Raw genomic sequence first — 18,205 nt, forward strand, 5'->3', positions numbered from 1 at the left:
GCCATCACCCAGACCAACTTTTCCTCTCTGAAACACTCTGCAGGAGGGGCACCTGCACGAGACGACGACATATCCGGACAACATCGGGGCATCAATCGAACGTGCCTATCGGACTGTCGTGGGCCAAACTGGCAGCCCAGTTCATGGACGCCTATCCACAAGGAGCCCCACATGTGGAAACTCCCACTACGCCTCGTATCGGCAGTCGTCATGGCGCTTGCCTCGCTTGCCTGCGCTGCTGCCGCACAACCTTCTCAGCACTGCCTCGGAGCAGAATCCGCGGATTTCAGTGAAGTGCTGGCCTGTTACAAGAAAACCCAGGACAGCTACCCGCTCGACTACCACCTCGTCGAAACCCAGCGCTTGCCTGATCTGGAGAAACGCAGCTTTCGCCTGTCCTCCCAGGGCTGGTCCCCTCGCGAGCTGGTCAGCCCCACGCGTTGGGGGCACACGGTAGACATCTACATTCCCACCGACGCGATCAGGCACCGAGCACTTCTGGTGGCCAATAACGGCATCAGCATCCCCGCTCCAGGCAAGTCATCCGCTCCCCCGACGGACTTCACGGAAGCGACGCTGCTGGAAATCGCCCGCAAGAGTCGCACCATCGTGATTTCGGTCAGCGACGTGCCCAACCAATACCTGACCTATACCGATGACCAGGTTCCTCGCCGTGAGGACTCCAGTGTGGCGCACAGCTGGCAACTCTTTCTCAAGGCGCCGGAATCCAATCCGTTCATGACCCTGCATTTGCCCATGGCCGCAACGGTGGTCAAGACCATGGACCTGGCCCAGGCGGAACTGAAGGACTGGCAAATCGACACGTTTGTTGCCACCGGCACTTCAAAGCGGGCCTGGGCAGTATGGTTGGCCGCGATCGCCGACTCACGAATCAACGCCATCGTCCCGTTCGTGATAGACATACTGAACATGGACCAAGTGCTTGAACACACCTGGCGCACCTACGGCAAACAATGGCCGCTGGCGTTTCGTGACTATCACGAGCAAGGCATCACCCGGCAACGACACACCCCCGCCTTTGCCCAACTGCGGCAAATAGAAGACCCGCTGGCCTATCTGGACAGCGCGTATGCCGAGCGCCTGTCGATCGACAAGTACATCGTCAATGCCAGCGGCGACGATTTCTTCGTTCCGGACAATGCGCGTTTCTATCTCGAAAAGCTGCCCGCGCCGACCGCCCTTCGCGTAGCTCCGAACAGCAGCCACTACGGTATTTCGGCATTCACCGAACAGACCTTGATCAGCGCGCTGGGCCGCTGGCAGAGTGACCGGCCCTTGCCTGTCGTGCGAATGGAACAGCTTACGGTGGCGCAAAAGCCGATGCTTGATGTGAAGTTTTCCGAGGCGCCGTCAAAGGTCGTCCAATGGACCGCACACAATCCGCTGGCTCGCGACTTCCGCCATTCCTGTGGGATCCGCTACGTATCGAAACCATTGCAGCCCGGTGAACCGTTACACCTGCAAGTACCGCTCGCTACACCAGATCGCGGTTGGACCGCCACGTTTGTCGAAGCGACATTTGCCGATGGGTTCGTCTCGACCACGCCTGTCGTCATTACGCCGGACAGCTATCCTGCGGTTGCTCCACCCGCGATCGAACCGGCCTGCAAGACGCTGGCTGACCAGTGAACAGGCAAGGCTCTAGATCCACCCGCCCCACTGCAGCACAAAAATCCCCACGTTGGTGGTAATCGCCGCCATCAGCGTAGTGATGACGATGATTGCTGCCGCCAACTCATGGTTGCCATTCGCGGCGCGGGCCATGACGAAGCTGGCGGCGGCGGTGGGGCTGCCGAAGTACAGGAACAGGATCCCCAACTCGGCGCCGCGAAAGCCCCACAGCCAGGCGCCCAACGTGGTCACCAGCGGCAGGCCGACCATTTTCACCAGACTCGAACTCAGGGCCATCTTGCCACTCTTGCGCAAGGCCGCCAGCGACAGGGTGCCGCCGATGCAGATCAACGCCAGGGGCAAAGTCATTTGCGACAGGTATCTGGCCGAGGTCTCGAACCAGTTCGGCAGGCCGATTTGCCAATAGGCGAACGGCGCGGCGGCGAGCACGCTGATGATCAGCGGGTTGCTGATCACGCTTTTGCAGATGCTCCATGGGTCGGACTTGATCACCGGGCTGTAGACCGCCAACACGATGGTCGACAAGGTGTTGTAGAACAGGATCACCAGCGCCGCGAGAATCGCGCCCAAGGAAATCCCGTAGTCACCGTACATGCTTGCCGCCAGCGCCAGGCCGATTACCCCGTTGTTGCCACGAAACGCGCCCTGGGTGTAGATACCGCGATCTTCACGCGGGCAACGCCAGATCGCCCAGCCCCAGGCCATGGCAAAACTCGCCAGGGTGGCGATCGAGAAATAGATCAGCAGGTCCGGCTGCAACGCCGCATGCAGATCGGCATGCAGGATGCCGAGGAACAACAGCGCCGGCATGGTGACGTTGAACACCAGCGACGAGGCGATGTAGATGAAGTTGTCGTTGATCCAATTGATACGCTTGAGCAGCGTCCCCAGAAACAGCATGGCAAACACCGGCGCGGTGATGTTCAGGGTTTCGAGGAAAATTGCCAGCATGCCGGGGGACCTTGAGAAGGAGTGTCGTTAGGTGGCTAATGATAGCCACTCACGGCGTTGGCGTCTGGTGAAGCACTATCGCGAGCAGGCTCGCTCCTACATTTGTACGGCGTCGACCACAAATCCACACTCACCACACATCCCCCTGTGGGAGCGAGCTTGCTCGCGAAGGCGCCGGGGCAGCTTGCATCAATGCTGAATGTACCGCCCCCATCGCGAGCAAGCTCGCTCCCACATTGGATCTCCAGCGGTTACTCAATCCTCAGGTAATCGGCGCCGGGTTGAACAACGTGATGTCGTTGTACAGCTTGTGCCGCTCGGCCCAGGTCTGTTTCTTGCCGCTGGCCACATCCAGATAGTAGTGGAACAGCTCCCAGCCCAGCTCTTCGATGCTTGCACGCCCGGTGGCGATCCGGCCGGCGTCGACATCAATCAGGTCGGGCCAGCGTTGAGCCAGTTCGGTGCGGGTCGAGACCTTCACCACCGGCGCCATCGCCAAACCGTACGGCGTACCGCGTCCGGTGGTGAACACGTGCAGGTTCATCCCCGCCGCCAGTTGCAGCGTACCGCAGACAAAATCACTGGCCGGCGTGGCGCAAAAGATCAGGCCCTTTTGCTTGAAGCGCTCGCCCGGGCCGAGCACGCCGTTGATCGCGCTGCTGCCGGATTTAACAATCGAGCCCAGGGATTTTTCGACGATGTTCGACAGCCCGCCCTTCTTGTTGCCAGGCGTGGTGTTGGCGCTGCGATCGGCTTCGCCCTTGGCCAGATAGCGGTCGTACCAGTCCATCTCGCGCACCAGTTCCTCGGCGACTTCACGGGTTTGCGCCCGGGACGTCAGCAGGTAGATCGCATCGCGCACTTCGGTGACTTCGGAGAACATCACCGTCGCACCGGCCCGCAGCAGCAAATCCGAGGCGTAACCCAGGGCCGGGTTCGCGGTGATGCCGGAAAACGCATCGCTGCCGCCGCATTGCATGCCCAGGATCAGCTCCGAGGCCGGCACGGTTTCGCGACGGCGCTGGTCGAGTTTCTTCAGACGGGTCTCGGCCAGCTCCATGATCTGCTCGATCATCTCGGTGAAGCCGTGGCTGGAATCCTGCAAGCGATACAACCATGGCTCGCTGAGATCCACCGAGGCGTCGCCTTCGTGCATCACCTGCCCGGCCTGCAATTTCTCGCAGCCCAGGCTGATCACCAGCGCCTCGCCACCCAGGTTCGGGTTGCGCGCCAGGTTGCGCACGGTGCGAATCGGGATATAGGCATCGGTGGCAGTGATCGCCACGCCACAGCCGTAGCTGTGGGTCAGCGCCACCACGTCATCGACGTTCGGATACTTGGGCAGCAGCTCATCCTTGATGCGCTTGACCGCATGGTCCAGCACGCCGGTCACGCATTGCACCGTGGTGGTTATACCGAGGATGTTGCGCGTGCCGACGGTACCGTCGGCGTTGCGATAACCCTCGAAGGTGTAGCCCTCAAGCGGCGCATCGGCCGCCGGCACGTCGGTCGACAGCGGCAGGCTGTCCAGCGGTGGCGCGGTAGGCATGCGCAACTGGTCTTCCTTGACCCAGCTGCCACGCGGGATCGGCTGCAGCGCGTAGCCAATGACCTGGCCGTAGCGAATCACCTCGCCGCCCTCGGGAATATCCTCCAGGGTGACTTTGTGGCTTTGCGGCACGAAGTCGACGGTGACCAGGCCGTCCGGGAATTCGGTCCCGGCCGGTACGCCTTGGTCGTTGACGACGATCACTACGTTGTCCCGCTCGTGCAGGCGGATGTAACGGGGCGAATCGGCATGTTCAATCAGATTCATCGACACCGCTCCTCAGGATTTGGCTTCAGACAGGCTGGAGAGATCGACATCCTTGGCCGCTGGTTCCTTGAGCACGACACGCTTGATCGGGCCCACGATAACCAGGTAGCTGAACACCGCCATCAGCGCGTTGCAACCGACAAACACCAGCGCCCACTTGAACGAACCGGTTGAGCTGATGATGTAGCCGATGACGATTGGCGTGGTAATCGACGCCAGGTTGCCGAAGGTGTTGAACAGGCCACCGCTCAAGCCGGCGATCTGTTTTGGCGAGGTGTCGGAGACCACGGCCCAGCCCAGTGCACCGACGCCTTTACCGAAGAAGGCCAGGGCCATGAAGCCCACCACCATCCATTCGATGTCCACATAGTTGCACGCCACGATGCTGCTGGACACCAGCAGGCCGGCGATGATCGGCGCCTTGCGGGCGAAGGTCAGCGAGTGGCCCTTGCGCAGCAGGTAGTCGGAAATCACCCCGCCAAGCACGCCGCCGATAAATCCACAGATGGCTGGCAAGGACGCGATGAAACCGGCCTTGAGGATGGTCATGCCGCGTTCCTGCACCAGGTACACCGGGAACCAGGTCAGGAAGAAGTAGGTAATGCCGTTGATGCAGTATTGGCCCAGATATACGCCCAGCATCATACGGTTGGTCAGCAGCTGGCGAATGTAATCCCACTTCGGACCATCGGCTTTCTTTTCTTTGCCCTTGTCCTGATCCATGTCGACCATCGCGCCGTTGGACGCGATGTGATTGAACTCGGCCTCGTTGATCATCGGGTGCTGGCGCGGGCTGTAGATCACCTTCAGCCAGACCAGCGAGAACACGATACCGATCACGCCCATCACGATGAACACGTGCTGCCAGCCGAAGCGGTAGACGATCCAGCCCATCAGCGGTGCGAACAGTACGGTGGCGAAATACTGCGCCGAGTTGAAGATCGCCGAGGCGGTGCCGCGTTCCGCAGTGGGGAACCAGGCCGCGACGATACGGGCGTTGCCCGGGAAGGAAGGCGCTTCGGCCAGCCCGACCAGGAAGCGCAGCATGAACAGCGCAACCACCGCCGTGGACATGCCGAATTCACCGACATAGCCTTGCAGCACGGTGAACAACGACCAAGTGAAAATGCTCAGGGCATAGATTTTTTTCGAACCGAAACGGTCGAGCAGCCAGCCGCCAGGAATCTGCCCGGCCACGTAGGCCCAGCCGAAGGCGGAGAAGATATAACCGAGGGTGACGGCATCGATGCCGAGGTCTTTTTGCAGGCTGGAGCCAGCGATGGCGATGGTGGCACGGTCGGCATAGTTGATCGTTGTCACCAAAAACAGCATGAGCAGGATCAAATAGCGGACGTGCGTCGGCTTGGTCTCTTGCATGTAATCTACTTCCACTATTTATTTTTATGCGGGAAATCAAATTGTACGGACGGCGCCGAAATCCGGCGCCGTCCGGTGTTGCGTATTACGAGCCGATGTAGGAGGTCTTCACCACGGTGTAGAACTCTTGCGCGTAGCGGCCTTGCTCGCGCGAACCGTAGGACGATCCTTTGCGCCCGCCGAACGGCACGTGGTAATCCACGCCGGCGGTCGGCAGGTTGACCATTACCATGCCCGCCTGGGAATGGCGCTTGAAGTGGTTGGCGTACTTCAACGAAGTGGTGGCGATACCTGCGGACAGGCCGAACTCGGTGTCGTTGGCCATCGCCAGCGCCGCCTCGTAGTCAGCCACGCGCACGATGTTGGCGACCGGGCCGAAGATCTCTTCACGGCTGTGATGCGCATCGAGGCTTCACTGTCGGCGAACAGCGTCGGCGCCAGGAAGTAACCTTCGGTGTCGCAGGTCACCACACCACCACCGCTGACCAACCGCGCACCTTCGCTCTGGCCGATGTCGATGTACTTCAAGTCCTGGTTGAGCTGGGCCTCGGAGACCACAGGGCCGATATCAGTGCCGGCCTTCAATGCATGACCGACCTTGATCGACTGCATGCGCTCGGCCATCGCCGCGACGAACTTGTCGTGGATACCGGCGGTGACGATCAGGCGGCTCGACGCGGTGCAACGCTGGCCGGTGGAATAGAACGCGCTCTGCACCGCCAGCTCGACGGCCTGCTTGAGGTCGGCGTCGTCGAGGATGATCTGCGGGTTCTTGCCGCCCATTTCCAACTGCACCTTGGCTTGGCGCGACACGCAGTTGACCGCGATCTGCCGGCCCACGCCCACGGAACCGGTGAAGCTGATGCCGTCGACTTTGGGGCTGTTGACCAGGACTTCACCGACCACGCGGCCGCTGCCCATGACCAGGTTGAACGCACCGGCCGGGAAACCGGCGCGGGAAATGATTTCGGCCAAGGCCCAGGCACAGCCCGGCACCAGCTCGGCGGGCTTGATCACCACGCAGTTGCCGTAGGCCAGGGCCGGGGCGATTTTCCACGCCGGAATAGCGATCGGGAAGTTCCACGGGGTGATCAGGCCAACCACACCAAGGGCTTCACGAGTGACTTCAACGTTGACGCCCGGACGCACCGACGGCACGTAATCACCCGACAGGCGCAGGCACTCGCCGGCGAAGAATTTGAAAATGTTGCCGGCGCGAGTCACTTCGCCGATGGCTTCGGGCAGGGTCTTGCCCTCTTCCCGGGCCAGCAGTTGGCCGAGTTCTTCGCGGCGGGCGAGAATTTCGCTGCCAACTTTATCCAACGCGTCGTGGCGGGCCTGGATACCCGAGGTCGACCAGGCCGGGAACGCAGCACGAGCAGCGTCGATGGCGGCATTGACTTGAGCGGCGTCAGCCTTGGCGTATTCACCGATGACATCGGACAAGTCAGACGGGTTGATGTTGGTGCAATAGTCGGCACCGGCTACCCACTGACCGTTGATGTAGTTATCGAAACGCTTTGAATCTGCCACGGAGCTTCTCCTATTACAAAACCTGTCTAGGAACGCTGGGCGTCCCTGTACGCAAAAAGCCGCTGATTGCTCAGCGGCTTTGTCGGGTCTGTTACTGCTTGCCTTGCTTGTCGATCAGCGCGGCCAGGGCTTCGTACTCTTCTGGCAGCAGGTCGGTCAGCGGCGTGCGCACAGGGCCCGCGTCGTAGCCAACGATTTTCGCACCGGCCTTGACGATGCTCACCGCGTAACCGGCCTTGCGGTTGCGGATGTCCAGGTACGGCAGGAAGAAATCGTCGATGATCTTGCCGACGGTTTCGTGATCTTCGCGGGCAATGGCGTGGTAGAAGTCCATCGCGGTTTTCGGGATGAAGTTGAACACCGCCGAGGAGTAGACCGGTACGCCCAGCGCCTTGTAGGCAGCGGCGTAGACTTCGGCGGTCGGCAGGCCGCCCAGGTAGCTGAAGCGATCGCCGAGGCGACGACGGATCGACACCATCAATTCGATATCGCCCAGGCCGTCCTTGTAGCCGATCAGGTTCGGGCAACGCTCGGCCAACTGCTCCAGCTGGGTGGCGTTCAGGCGGCAGACGTTACGGTTGTAGACCACCACGCCGATCTTCACCGATTTGCACACGGCTTCAACGTGGGCGGCAACGCCGTCCTGGCTGGCTTCGGTCAGGTAGTGCGGCAGCAGCAGCAAGCCCTTGGCACCCAGACGCTCGGCTTCCTGAGCGTATTCGATGGCCTGCCGGGTCGCACCGCCGACACCGGCGAGGATTGGCACGCTGGTGGCGCAGGTATCGACGGCGGTCTTGATGACTTGCGAATACTCACTGGCGGCCAGGGAGAAGAATTCACCGGTGCCGCCCGCTGCGAACAATGCAGAGGCGCCATACGGGGCCAGCCACTCGAGGCGCTTGATGTAGCTGTCGCGATTGAAATCGCCGTTGGCAGTGAAATCGGTGACCGGGAACGACAGCAGGCCAGACGAGAGGATGGACTTCAGTTCTTGTGGATTCATTATTCGAACACCCTGGACGCAAATGTTGTGTTGTAGGAAAGCGGTTCAGCTTCGTGAGAAGTTGTAGGTCATCGTACAACTTAAAATCCGAACGTCAACTGAATTTCGTCGGCGGGTACGTGTTGTGGTCGAGTGCGACCTCTTCCGCCGGGGTTCAGGACAGCGCGCGGCATACCTGGGTGCACGCTGCCACTATCAGATCTGACAGTTGTGCGTCCGTGCAGTGGCTCGTAGGTTTGACGTGCGCACCAATGCGCCTCATGGAAAAGGAAGATTGATCATGTCGTCAAAAAAGCCCGTCTCACCAACCCTGACAGATCTCGATGGCGCGGTAATCACCCAGATCGTTAAAAGCAAACACAAAAAACTAAAAATCCACGTGGACACCAGCGGACTAGCTGGGAATAACGTGGAGGTGACGGCTTATTTCAACATTTTGGAAACGACGAAATGGGCTGAAACGGAGATCTGGACCCCAGGCATGACTGAAATCGAATTCGAGGTTGGGTACGCCAGTTACGGTATCCACCTAGGAACAGCGACGATCTTCTATACCACTCCTGATGGTCAATCTGACGAGCTTCACGTACCGATTGTCGAATAGCTACCGAGCCCTTCCAAGTGAATTACACGTTTGACATGAGCCGCCCCCAACCCAGTCGTGGGCGGCTTACAAGGAGTTAGATCATGGCTATGTTCGACCCACCCATCCTGTCGATCAGTTTGGCGGCGCTGGGAAATACCCTGGACGTGTTGATCCCCGATGCCGACGAGATTTCCGCCGACTGGTGGGTTTTCCCGACGCTGCGCGCCGATGACCTCCCCGAATGGGAGGGAGAACAAGTGCCTGCGGGCAGGTGGGACGACCTCGACCAGGGGCCGATCAAATTGACGGGGTTACGGGTAACCGTGCCCAAGAGCGCGCTGAAAAGGTATCTGGGAAAAGAAGTTGAATTGCAGTACTGGTTTGCCAACGAGTCTGGCCTGGACTTTTATTCAGACCCGGTGAAGTTGAAAATCGAGCCGTAACCGCCCTTCCGTTGCGGTTGGTTCATCTGCTGAACAGAACTCAACACAGGACCTTCCGTGGCGAGGGAGCTTGCTCCCGCTGGGCTGCGCAGCGGCCCCTCTCCAAATGAGCGCTTCGCACTGGAGCGCCAGCCCGGTCAAGCGGGAGCAAGCTCCCTCGCCACGGAAGCAGCGGCTATCTCAGCCTTGTGCTTGTGCCTCTTCATGGGCCTGGCGCAGCCGCTCGCGGCTGTTGGTCAGATGCAGGCGCATGGCCGCGCGGGCCGCATCGGAATCCTGGCGGGCAATGGCTTCGTAGATTTCTTCGTGCTCGCGGCTCAGGCGGTCCATGTAATGCTGCTGGTCGTCGTGGGCCAGGCGCGCCGAGTTCAGCCGGGTACGCGGGATGATGCTGGTGCCCAGGTGGGTCATGATGTCGGTGAAGTAGCGGTTGCCGGTGGACAGGGCGATTTCCAGGTGGAAAGCGAAGTCCGAGGCCACCGCGTCGCTGGCGTGGGCGGCGCTTTCATTCAAGGCGTCGAGGGCCGCGCGCATCGCTGCCAATTGTTCGTCGCTACGGCGCTGCGCCGCCAGCCCGGCCGATTCCACCTCCAGGCTGATGCGCAATTCGAGGATCGCCAGCACATCACGCAAGGTGACCACCGTCGCCGGGTCGATGCGAAAGCCGCTCGGGCTCGGCGTGTCGAGCACGAAGGTGCCGATACCGTGGCGGGTTTCCACTTGCCCTGCCGCCTGCAAACGGGAGATCGCCTCGCGCACCACAGTGCGGCTGACGCCATGGGCTTCCATGATCGCCGACTCGGTGGGCAATTTATCGCCACGCTTGAGCAGACCGTCGCGAATCTGCTCGGACAGCACCGTCACCAGCTCCTGCGCCAGGCTGCGGCGCTTGCGGGGAAGACGTGGGACGTTGAGCGGGTTTTCCATGGTGTATCTCTATTTAGACAAGCGGCTGAATACGCATCATAGCGCAACGTGGTTGTACGATCACCGTTGGTGCAGAAACCGAGTCGCTTTCATCGCGAGCAAGCTCCCACAGGGGACCGGCTGTAGACATAAACCTGCGGTTCACCAGCAACCCTTGTGGGAGCGAGCCTGCTCGCGAAGACGCTGTATCAGATACGTCAATGGCAACTGACACACCGCCTTCGCGAGCAGGCTCGCTCCCACATCAGGTTTGGGGGTTTCAGGCGGTTACGGCCTGCTCCACCAGTTGGCCATTCTCGATGCGCACATGTCGCCCATGGAAACGTTTCAAACTGCTTCGATGGCCGACGCTGATGATGCTCAGGCCTGGCAACTGGTCGAGCAAAGCCTGGTACAGCGTCGCCTCGTCTTCTTCATCCATCGCCGAAGTCGCTTCGTCCATGTACAACCACAGTGGCGCGTACAGCAATGCCCGGGCAAAGGCCAGGCGCTGTTGCTCGCCCGGCGAGAGCATGCGTTGCCAATGGTTGCTTTCGTCCAGCCGCGAAATCAGGTGCGGCAGGCGACAGGTTTCCAGCACCTGTGCATAACGTTCGTTGGGGTAGATATCGCCCGCTTGTGGATAACTCAACACCTCGCGCAGGCTGCCAATCGGCAGGTAAGGCTTTTGCGGCAGGAACAGATAACGCGCCGAAGGCAACAGGATGCTGCCGTGCCCGGCGGGCCACAAATGCCCCATCGCCCGCAGCAAGGTGGACTTGCCACTGCCGGAACGCCCGCTGAGCATCACCCGCTCACCCGGTTCGACACTCAGTTCAGCGCGGGTGAGCAAATGACGACCGTCGCTCAGGTCCAGGCCGAGGTTGCGGACTTTCAGTTCGTTGCCCTGGTTTTGCACATCGATGGCCGGCACCCGGTCTTCGTTGTCGCTCATGGCCTGGCGGAAACTCAGCAGACGGTCACAAGTGGCGCGCCAAGCGGCGAGCGAGGCGTAAGCATCGATGAACCAGCTGAAATTCTCCTGCACATTGCCGAACGCCGAGTTGATCTGCATGAGCTCGCCCAGCTGGATCTTTCCGGAAAAATAACGCGGCGCAGCGACGATGAACGGAAAGATGATCGCGATCTGCCCGTAACCAGAGGTAAAGAACGTCAGGCGCTTGGACACGCGCATGATGTCCCAGAAGTTGTGCCACACCAGGCCGAAACGCTCGCTCAGGCGGCGGTTCTCGTTGGGTTCGCCGTTGTACAGCGCAATGCTCTCGGCGTTTTCCCGCACCCGCACCATGGAAAATCGCAGGTCGGCTTCGAAGCGCTGCTGGTTGTTGTTCAGGCCGATCAGGCGTCGACCGATCAGATGCGTCAGCCAACTGCCCACTGCCGCATACAGCAGCGCGCACCAGAACATATAGCCAGGGATTGTGTAGCCGAACACTTCGATGCTGCCCGACACGCCCCACAGAATGATCGAGAACGACACCAGGCTGACCACGGTACGCAGCAGCCCCAAGCCCAGGCTCAACGTCGTGGAAGTGAAGCTGTTGAGATCTTCGGAAATCCGCTGGTCAGGGTTGTCGGTGTAGCCGCCTTGCTCCAGCCGGTAATAATTCTTGTCGTTCAGCCAACGGGCAAAATGCTGCTCGGTGAGCCAGGCCCGCCAGCGAATCGTGAGCATCTGGGTGAGGTAGAGACGATACACGGCGCCGAGGATCGCCACCGTGGCGATGCCGCCGAAATACAGGATCAATTTCCAGAACGCCTCGCTGTTCTTTTCCTGCAGGGCGTTATAAAAATCCTTGTACCAATTGTTCAGCCACACCGAAATCGCCACGCTGAACAGCGACAGCGCAATCACCGCGATCAACAGCGTCCAGGCCTTGCCCTTCTCCTCACTGCGCCAGTATGGCGTGGTCATTTGCCAGACACGGCGGAAAAACTGGCCGCGCACCGCGTCATTGACCGCGGAATATTCAGCGTTCTGATTCATGGTTAAGGCTCGATAAGGGGAAAACTCGGGCCGATCATAAAGCAACGGCCCGATGTGTCGCGAGGGTGGACAGCATTCGTTCAGCGCAGGTTCAGCGACGTACCGGACGCTTCTGCAATTTGCGCTGCAAGGTCCGCCGGTGCATGCCCAGGGCGCGGGCGGTGGCGGAGATGTTGCCTTCGTGCTCGGTCAGCACCCGCTGGATGTGTTCCCACTGCAGGCGGTCCACCGACATCGGGTTTTCCGGCACCAGGGTGTCCAGGTCGGCGTGCTCGGACAACAGCGCGGCCAGCACGTCGTCGGCGTCGGCCGGTTTGCACAGATAGTTGCAGGCGCCGCGCTTGATCGCCTCGACCGCCGTGGCGATGCTTGAATAACCGGTGAGGATCACCACGCGCATTTCCGGGTCGAGTTCCAGCAGCTTGGGCAGCAGCACCAGCCCTGAGTCGCCATCCATCTTCAGGTCGAGGGCGGCGTAGTCCGGCAGGTCGGCCTGGGCGATGGTCAGGCCCTCTTCGGCGGAACCGGCGGTGCTGACGCGAAAACCGCGTCGGGACATGGCCCGGGCCATGACGCGGGTGAAGGTGGCATCGTCGTCCACCAGCAACAGGTGCGGCAGTTCTTCGCCGTCGACTTGGATCTCGTCACTCATATTCGTCTCCTCGGTCGGCATGGGGCAGGCGCAGCTCGGTGAGCGTGCCGCCCTCCTCATGGGGGTAGAGTTTCACCGAGCCGCCGGCGCGTGTCACGCTGGCCTTGCTCAGAAACAGGCCGAGGCCGAAACCCTTGCCCTTGGTGGTGTAAAACGGTTTGCCGATCTGCTCGGCAATCGCCAGCGGCACACCGGCGCCGTGGTCGCGAATGCAGATCGTCAGTTCATAGGCGTTCCAGTCCAGTACCACTTCCAGGCCTTCGGGGCAGGCGTCGGCGGCGTTGTTCAGCAGGTTCAGCAAGGCCTGGGTCAGGTCCGGCGGCGGCGCCATGCGCGGCACCGTGCCCTGGCCCAGGCACTGGAAGCGATAACTGGCTTCGGGGCGCATCAGGTGCCAGCGATTCAGGGCCTCGTCGAGCCAGTCGGTGACGTCCTGCATTTCGATGGCCAGCCGGCGGTTCGCCTCGGCGGCACGCACCAGGTATTGCAGGGTTTCCTTGCACAGCTGGACCTGGTCCTGCAGCACGCCGAGATCTTCCTGCAACGCCGGATCATGATGATCCTGGCGCATTTCCTTGAGCAGCACGCTCATGGTCGCCAGCGGCGTGCCCAATTCATGGGCGGCGCCGGCGGCCTGGGTTGCCACGGCCAGCAGCTGCTCGTCGCGCAGGCCTTCTTCGCGGCGAATCGCCCGCAGCTCTTCCTGGCGACGCAGCTCCTCGGCCATGCGCGCGGCAAAAAACGTGATGACCGCCGCGGCCAGGGCAAAACTCAGCCACATGCCGTAGATCTGCAGGTTTTCCCGGGCAATGGGAAAGGTTTCCAGCGGATAGAACCGCGCCAGCAACAAGGTGTACAGCGCCAGGGCGATGCCGGACAGGATCAGCGAAAAACGCCACGGCAGCGTGACCGCAGCAATCGTCAGCGGTACCAGGTAATACGACACGAAGGGGTTGGTCGACCCGCCGGAGAAATACAGCAGCGCACTGTGGATAAACAAGTCGCAGGCCAGTTGCACGGCGTATTCAAGCTCGGTCACTGGCCAGGAAGTGCGCAGGCGAATCGCCGTCAATGCGCAGAGTACGCTGGAGCACACCAGGGTAATCGCCAGTTGCAGCCAGGGCAGCGGCAGCAGGTCGAACCAATAGGCAAGCCCCACGGAGCCGGCCTGGGCCGCGAGGACCAGAATGCGGATGAACGTCAGACGCCAGAGGTTCTGGCGCGAAGCGGAAGTCATTTGCAAAGGGGCGAGCATGAGCTCTCCTGATGAGCGCTCCAGGCGGATCGCACGGAGTATAACCAAGGCGCGGCAGGCAGAGGCGAAGATGCGGCAAAGCGCCACAGGCATGAAATGGCACACCAACATTGTGGCGAGGGGATTTAGCGAAACGTCGCACTGCCCCGCTGGGGCGCGAAGCGGCCCAAAGAAAGGTCAGGCACCACGCTGAGCGGAATCATGACAATTCTGGGACTGCTACGCAGTCCAGCGGGGATAAATCCCCTCACCACAGAAAGCCCTCGCAGGGCATCATCTGTATAGAAGTTGTAACTGTGCGAACCCGCCCATAAAAGCTAGAGTCTTATCGTTCACGCAGGCTCGGAACCTACCCCTGCGCCTCATCCCAAGGAGCTTTCATGCACACGTTCAGTCGCCCCGCCACCCTGCTCGCCCTCAGCCTCGGCGCCGTCGTCAGCCTGCCGGCCCTGGCCGCCGATGAGCTGCACTACAACCAGATATCCCTGCACGCCGAAGCCAGCCAGGAAGTGGCCCGCGACCTGATGATCGTCACCCTCTACACCGAGGAACAAAACACCGACCCGGCCAAACTCGCCGCCGCCGTCAGCACCACGCTGAACAAAGCCATCGGCCAGGCCAAGCAAGTCAAGGACATCAACCTGCGCCAGGGCAGCCGCAACAGCTACCCGGTCTACGACAACAAAGGCGGGAAAATCACCGGCTGGCGCGAACGCGCCGAGCTGCGCCTGGAAAGCGCCGACTTCGCCGCCCTGTCCAAACTCACCGGCGAACTGCTGGGCGACATGAAAATGGCCGGCATGGACTTCGCCATCGCCACCGCCACCCGCCAGACCAGCGAAGACGCCCTGCTCAAGGACGCCGTCAACGCCTTCAAGGCCCGCGCCCAACTCGCCACCGAAGCCCTGGGCGGCAAGGGCTACAAGATCGTCAACCTGAACTTCAACACCAACGGTTATCCACAACCGTACATGCGCCCGCAAATGATGATGAAAGCGGCGTCCATGGACGCCGAGTCGGTCACGCCTGAGGTTGAAGCCGGCACCAGCAAAGTGACCATGACGGCGGATGGGGTGGTTGAGGTGTTGATGCAGTAGTGCTGGCCGTGTTTCAGCCAGTTCGCTTACTGGCTGAAACAACCAAAGCCTCCGTGGCGAGGGAGCTTGCTCCCGCTGGGGCGCGAAGCGGCCCCAACAGCAACGATTCAGGCTGACTGACACTCCGAGGCGTCTGGTTTTGGGGCTGCTGAGCAGCCCAGCGGGAGCAAGCTCTCTCGCCACAAGGAGATCAAGGTGCCGGGCTGGCCTGCGCTTCAAGCTGATCCAACGCCTTGTCCACCAGCAGCTGGCACAACTCCACCAACTGATGAATCCCCAGCGCCACACTGCGCCGCGTGCCCTCCACTTCGAAGGCCAGATCCTCGGCCATGGCTTTGATCGAAGCCAGGATTTCCGAAGTACTGCTCAGCAGCGTGTCGGCATCGGCATCTGCCGTGACTGAGAACAGACTGTCAATGCGTGGATCGGTACTTGTTTCAGGTGGTTTCGGGTTGAGGTGATGATCAAGGACTCGCTCGGCGGCGGCGCCGTCCTTTAGCAGTTCTTCGATAGCATCGAGTTCCGCGAGAGGATTCGCGCTGTTGAATTTTGGCTCATTCTTTCCTTTGTTCATGTGCGTGCTCCTGATGAAATTGGAGCCATCACTTGCCGTTATGGTCGTGAGGCTTACGACCTATTTTTCGGGTTTCTCACGCCCGGCCGCTGAGTAGCAGCGACAAGCAAAAGATTAGAGAGCGCAGTTCCGACCGGCAACCTTAAAAACACGTCGGACATTTCCTTATGTAGGGCCGAACGTTCCTACACTCTCGAAGGACGCATGCCACCTAACAACCCGACACAACCTTCCGTGGCGAGGGAGCTTGCTCCCGCTGGGCTGCGTAGCAGTCCCAAAACCGGACACCTCGGTGTGTCAGATGTACAGAGTCGCTGTTATTGGGCCGCTTCGCGCCCCAGCGGGAGCAAGCTCCCTCGCCACGGGGGGAGTGGTTGGCCAGCGATTTATGGCGGCCTTTGGAACGCCTTCGCGAGCAGGCTCGCTCCCACAATGGGATTGGAATACCAGCGCAAAGTCCGGCCGCGTCGTCCAAGCGCTATACCCAAACCCACGGGTCATCCTCACTTTTAGATATTTCCTACGCGCCCGCCCCACCCGCTACCCTTCAGAAAAACCCTCATCAAGACCTAAGGGATTTCATGGACAGAACCACCTTCAAACCCCTCTTGCTTACGCTTGCCCTGCTGAGCGGCGCCCCACTGGCCCAGGCCGCGACCACCCTGGTCTATTGCTCCGAAGCCAGCCCCGCCGGCTTCGATCCCAGCCAATACACCAGCGGCACCGACTTCGATGCCTCGGCCGAAACCGTCTTCAACCGCCTCACCCAATTCAAGCGCGGCGGCACCGAAGTCGAGCCCGGGTTGGCGTCGAGCTGGGAGGTATCCGCCGATGGCCTTGCCTACACCTTCCACCTGCGCGAGGGTGTGAAGTTTCATACCACCGACTACTTCACCCCGAGCCGCGACTTCAACGCCGACGACGTGCTGTTCACGTTCCAGCGCCTGCTCGATCCGCAACACCCGTTCCGCCAGGCCTACCCCACCGAGTCGCCGTACTTCACCGACATGGGCCTGACCACCACGATCAATAACGTCGAAAAGGTCGACGAGCACACCGTGCGCTTCAGCCTGAACAACGTCGACGCGGCATTCGTGCAGAACCTGGCGATGAGTTTTGCCTCCGTGCAGTCCGCCGAGTACGCAGCGCAGCTATTGAAGGAAGGCAAGGCCGGCGATCTCAACCAGAAGCCCATCGGCACCGGACCGTTTGTGTTCAAGCGCTATCAGAAGGATTCGCAGATCCGCTACGCCGCCAACACCGCGTACTGGAAGCCCGAGGACGTGAAGCTCGACAACCTGATTTTTTCCATCACCCCGGACGCCGCCGTGCGCCTGCAAAAGCTCAAGCGCGGCGAATGCCAGGTCAGCGGTTATCCACGTCCGGCCGACATCGAAGTGATGGAGCAAGACCCGAACCTGCGCGTGCTCAGGCAGCCCGGTTTCAACCTGGGTTTCCTCGCCTATAACGTGACGCATCCGCCGCTGGACCAACTCAAGGTCCGTCAGGCGCTGGACATGGCCATCGACAAGCCGGCCATCATCAAGGCCGTGTACCAGGGCGCCGGGCAGCTGGCGCAGAACGCCTTGCCCCCGGCCCAATGGTCGTTCGACCCGGCGATCCAGGATGCGCCCCATGACGTGACCAAGGCCAAGGCACTCCTCAAGGAAGCCGGGGTTGCGCCCGGTACAACCATCGATTTATGGGCAATGACGGTGCAGCGCGCCTCCAACCCCAATGCGCGAATGTCTGCGCAAATGATCCAGCAGGACTGGGCCAAAGTTGGCATCAAGGCCAACATCGTCAGCTACGAATGGGGCGAGTACATCAAGCGCGCCAAGAATGGCGAACACGACGCGATGATCTACGGCTGGACCGGCGACAACGGCGATCCGGACAACTGGCTCGGCGTGCTGTACAGCTGCGCGGCGGTCAAGGGCAGCAACTACGCCAAGTGGTGCGACCCGGCCTACGACCGGCTGGTCCAGCAGGCCAAGGTCTCGACCGACCGCCAGCAACGCATCGACCTGTACCGCCAGGCGCAGAAAATCCTCAAGCAGCAGGTGCCCATCACCCCCATCGCCAACTCGACGGTGTTCCAGCCGATACGCAAGGAAGTGGTCGATTTCAAGCTCAGCCCGTTCGGGCTTACACCCTTCTACGGCGTGGGTTTGAACAAGTAAAACCCGCCCCAGGCCGGTGCGTTGCAGCCTCGCGACGCACCGGCACGGAGCGCCTCTTGCCCCAAAAAAACCTGCGCAAACGTTCAAATGCGTCAAAAGTTATAAAGATGCGACATTAAGGTACGTACGTGCCACTGTTTCAGACTTGAAACCGCTCTGGATCTTGCA

Annotated in this window: 14 protein-coding genes and 1 pseudogene; 5 read left to right on the plus strand and 10 right to left on the minus strand. The window is 60.8% G+C overall.

Annotation, left to right across the window (positions count from 1 at the left end; translation table 11 throughout):
• The first annotated feature begins 294 nt into the window (after positions 1–294).
• Positions 295–1,650, plus strand: a complete 1,356-nt coding sequence (locus PSH78_RS22295; protein ID WP_305496828.1) for a PhoPQ-activated pathogenicity-related family protein — start codon at positions 295–297, stop codon at positions 1,648–1,650.
• A gap of 12 nt (positions 1,651–1,662) precedes the next feature.
• Here PSH78_RS22295 and PSH78_RS22300 read toward each other — a convergent pair whose 3' ends face one another.
• The 5 genes and pseudogenes from PSH78_RS22300 to kdgD all read right to left on the minus strand — a co-directional run bounded on the left by PSH78_RS22300 (position 1,663) and on the right by kdgD (position 8,333).
• Positions 1,663–2,604: an AEC family transporter gene (locus tag PSH78_RS22300; protein WP_305496830.1), complete on the minus strand. Its 942-nt coding sequence runs from the start codon at positions 2,602–2,604 to the stop codon at positions 1,663–1,665.
• A gap of 262 nt (positions 2,605–2,866) precedes the next feature.
• Entirely contained in the window at positions 2,867–4,420 is a 1,554-nt protein-coding gene (gene garD / locus PSH78_RS22305; protein WP_305496831.1) for a galactarate dehydratase, read from the minus strand.
• Between the two features lie 12 nt (positions 4,421–4,432).
• Positions 4,433–5,797, minus strand: coding sequence for an MFS transporter (locus PSH78_RS22310; protein ID WP_305496832.1), 1,365 nt, complete (start codon positions 5,795–5,797; stop codon positions 4,433–4,435).
• A gap of 85 nt (positions 5,798–5,882) precedes the next feature.
• Positions 5,883–7,330, minus strand: a pseudogene (locus tag PSH78_RS22315) (aldehyde dehydrogenase family protein).
• A 91-nt stretch (positions 7,331–7,421) separates the two neighbouring features.
• Positions 7,422–8,333, minus strand: coding sequence for a 5-dehydro-4-deoxyglucarate dehydratase (gene kdgD / locus PSH78_RS22320; protein WP_186613371.1), 912 nt, complete (start codon positions 8,331–8,333; stop codon positions 7,422–7,424).
• A gap of 280 nt (positions 8,334–8,613) precedes the next feature.
• On the opposite strand from kdgD, the gene PSH78_RS22325 reads away from it, so the two are divergent.
• Together PSH78_RS22325 and PSH78_RS22330 are read left to right on the plus strand one after the other, a co-directional pair.
• Positions 8,614–8,937: a hypothetical protein gene (locus PSH78_RS22325; RefSeq protein WP_305496834.1), complete on the plus strand. Its 324-nt coding sequence runs from the start codon at positions 8,614–8,616 to the stop codon at positions 8,935–8,937.
• Between the two features lie 83 nt (positions 8,938–9,020).
• On the plus strand, positions 9,021–9,362 hold the full coding sequence (locus PSH78_RS22330) for a hypothetical protein (protein WP_305496835.1): 342 nt from the start codon (positions 9,021–9,023) through the stop codon (positions 9,360–9,362).
• A 180-nt stretch (positions 9,363–9,542) separates the two neighbouring features.
• Here PSH78_RS22330 and PSH78_RS22335 read toward each other — a convergent pair whose 3' ends face one another.
• The 4 genes from PSH78_RS22335 to PSH78_RS22350 form a co-directional block, all read right to left on the minus strand.
• A complete protein-coding gene (locus tag PSH78_RS22335) occupies positions 9,543–10,289 on the minus strand; it encodes a FadR/GntR family transcriptional regulator (RefSeq protein WP_305496837.1) in 747 nt (248 codons plus the stop codon).
• A gap of 259 nt (positions 10,290–10,548) precedes the next feature.
• Positions 10,549–12,276, minus strand: a complete 1,728-nt coding sequence (locus tag PSH78_RS22340; protein WP_305496838.1) for an ABC transporter ATP-binding protein/permease — start codon at positions 12,274–12,276, stop codon at positions 10,549–10,551.
• A 91-nt stretch (positions 12,277–12,367) separates the two neighbouring features.
• Positions 12,368–12,928 carry a response regulator transcription factor gene (locus PSH78_RS22345; protein ID WP_003177957.1) on the minus strand — a complete coding sequence of 187 codons (561 nt, stop codon included), beginning with the start codon at positions 12,926–12,928 and terminating at the stop codon, positions 12,368–12,370.
• Positions 12,921–14,183: an ATP-binding protein gene (locus tag PSH78_RS22350; protein WP_305496839.1), complete on the minus strand. Its 1,263-nt coding sequence runs from the start codon at positions 14,181–14,183 to the stop codon at positions 12,921–12,923. Before PSH78_RS22350 ends, PSH78_RS22345 begins: the two co-directional genes overlap by 8 nt.
• A 380-nt stretch (positions 14,184–14,563) precedes the next feature.
• Between PSH78_RS22350 and PSH78_RS22355 the strand changes: the two genes are divergently transcribed.
• Positions 14,564–15,280 carry an SIMPL domain-containing protein gene (locus PSH78_RS22355; protein ID WP_305496840.1) on the plus strand — a complete coding sequence of 239 codons (717 nt, stop codon included), beginning with the start codon at positions 14,564–14,566 and terminating at the stop codon, positions 15,278–15,280.
• A 190-nt stretch (positions 15,281–15,470) separates the two neighbouring features.
• On the opposite strand, the gene PSH78_RS22360 is transcribed toward PSH78_RS22355, so the two are convergent.
• On the minus strand, positions 15,471–15,854 hold the full coding sequence (locus PSH78_RS22360) for a DUF6124 family protein (protein ID WP_305496841.1): 384 nt from the start codon (positions 15,852–15,854) through the stop codon (positions 15,471–15,473).
• Between the two features lie 581 nt (positions 15,855–16,435).
• On the opposite strand from PSH78_RS22360, the gene PSH78_RS22365 reads away from it, so the two are divergent.
• A complete protein-coding gene (locus PSH78_RS22365; RefSeq protein ID WP_305496842.1) occupies positions 16,436–18,037 on the plus strand; it encodes an ABC transporter substrate-binding protein in 1,602 nt (533 codons plus the stop codon).
• Positions 18,038–18,205: the final 168 nt, after the last annotated feature.

The sequence above is a fragment of the Pseudomonas sp. FP198 genome, assembly GCF_030687895.1.
GTDB lineage: Bacteria > Pseudomonadota > Gammaproteobacteria > Pseudomonadales > Pseudomonadaceae > Aquipseudomonas.

Bases quoted from the DNA above. Each gene is read 5' to 3' on its own strand.
- PSH78_RS22300 (WP_305496830.1), bottom strand. From the start codon at position 2,604: ATGCTGGCAATTTTCCTCGAAACCCTGAACATCACCGCGCCGGTGTTT.
- garD (WP_305496831.1), bottom strand. From the start codon at position 4,420: ATGAATCTGATTGAACATGCCGATTCGCCCCGTTACATCCGCCTGCAC.
- PSH78_RS22310 (WP_305496832.1), bottom strand. From the start codon at position 5,797: ATGCAAGAGACCAAGCCGACGCACGTCCGCTATTTGATCCTGCTCATG.
- kdgD (WP_186613371.1), bottom strand. From the start codon at position 8,333: ATGAATCCACAAGAACTGAAGTCCATCCTCTCGTCTGGCCTGCTGTCG.
- PSH78_RS22325 (WP_305496834.1), top strand. From the start codon at position 8,614: ATGTCGTCAAAAAAGCCCGTCTCACCAACCCTGACAGATCTCGATGGC.
- PSH78_RS22330 (WP_305496835.1), top strand. From the start codon at position 9,021: ATGGCTATGTTCGACCCACCCATCCTGTCGATCAGTTTGGCGGCGCTG.
- PSH78_RS22335 (WP_305496837.1), bottom strand. From the start codon at position 10,289: ATGGAAAACCCGCTCAACGTCCCACGTCTTCCCCGCAAGCGCCGCAGC.
- PSH78_RS22340 (WP_305496838.1), bottom strand. From the start codon at position 12,276: ATGAATCAGAACGCTGAATATTCCGCGGTCAATGACGCGGTGCGCGGC.
- PSH78_RS22345 (WP_003177957.1), bottom strand. From the start codon at position 12,928: ATGAGTGACGAGATCCAAGTCGACGGCGAAGAACTGCCGCACCTGTTG.
- PSH78_RS22350 (WP_305496839.1), bottom strand. From the start codon at position 14,183: ATGCTCGCCCCTTTGCAAATGACTTCCGCTTCGCGCCAGAACCTCTGG.
- PSH78_RS22355 (WP_305496840.1), top strand. From the start codon at position 14,564: ATGCACACGTTCAGTCGCCCCGCCACCCTGCTCGCCCTCAGCCTCGGC.
- PSH78_RS22360 (WP_305496841.1), bottom strand. From the start codon at position 15,854: ATGAACAAAGGAAAGAATGAGCCAAAATTCAACAGCGCGAATCCTCTC.
- PSH78_RS22365 (WP_305496842.1), top strand. From the start codon at position 16,436: ATGGACAGAACCACCTTCAAACCCCTCTTGCTTACGCTTGCCCTGCTG.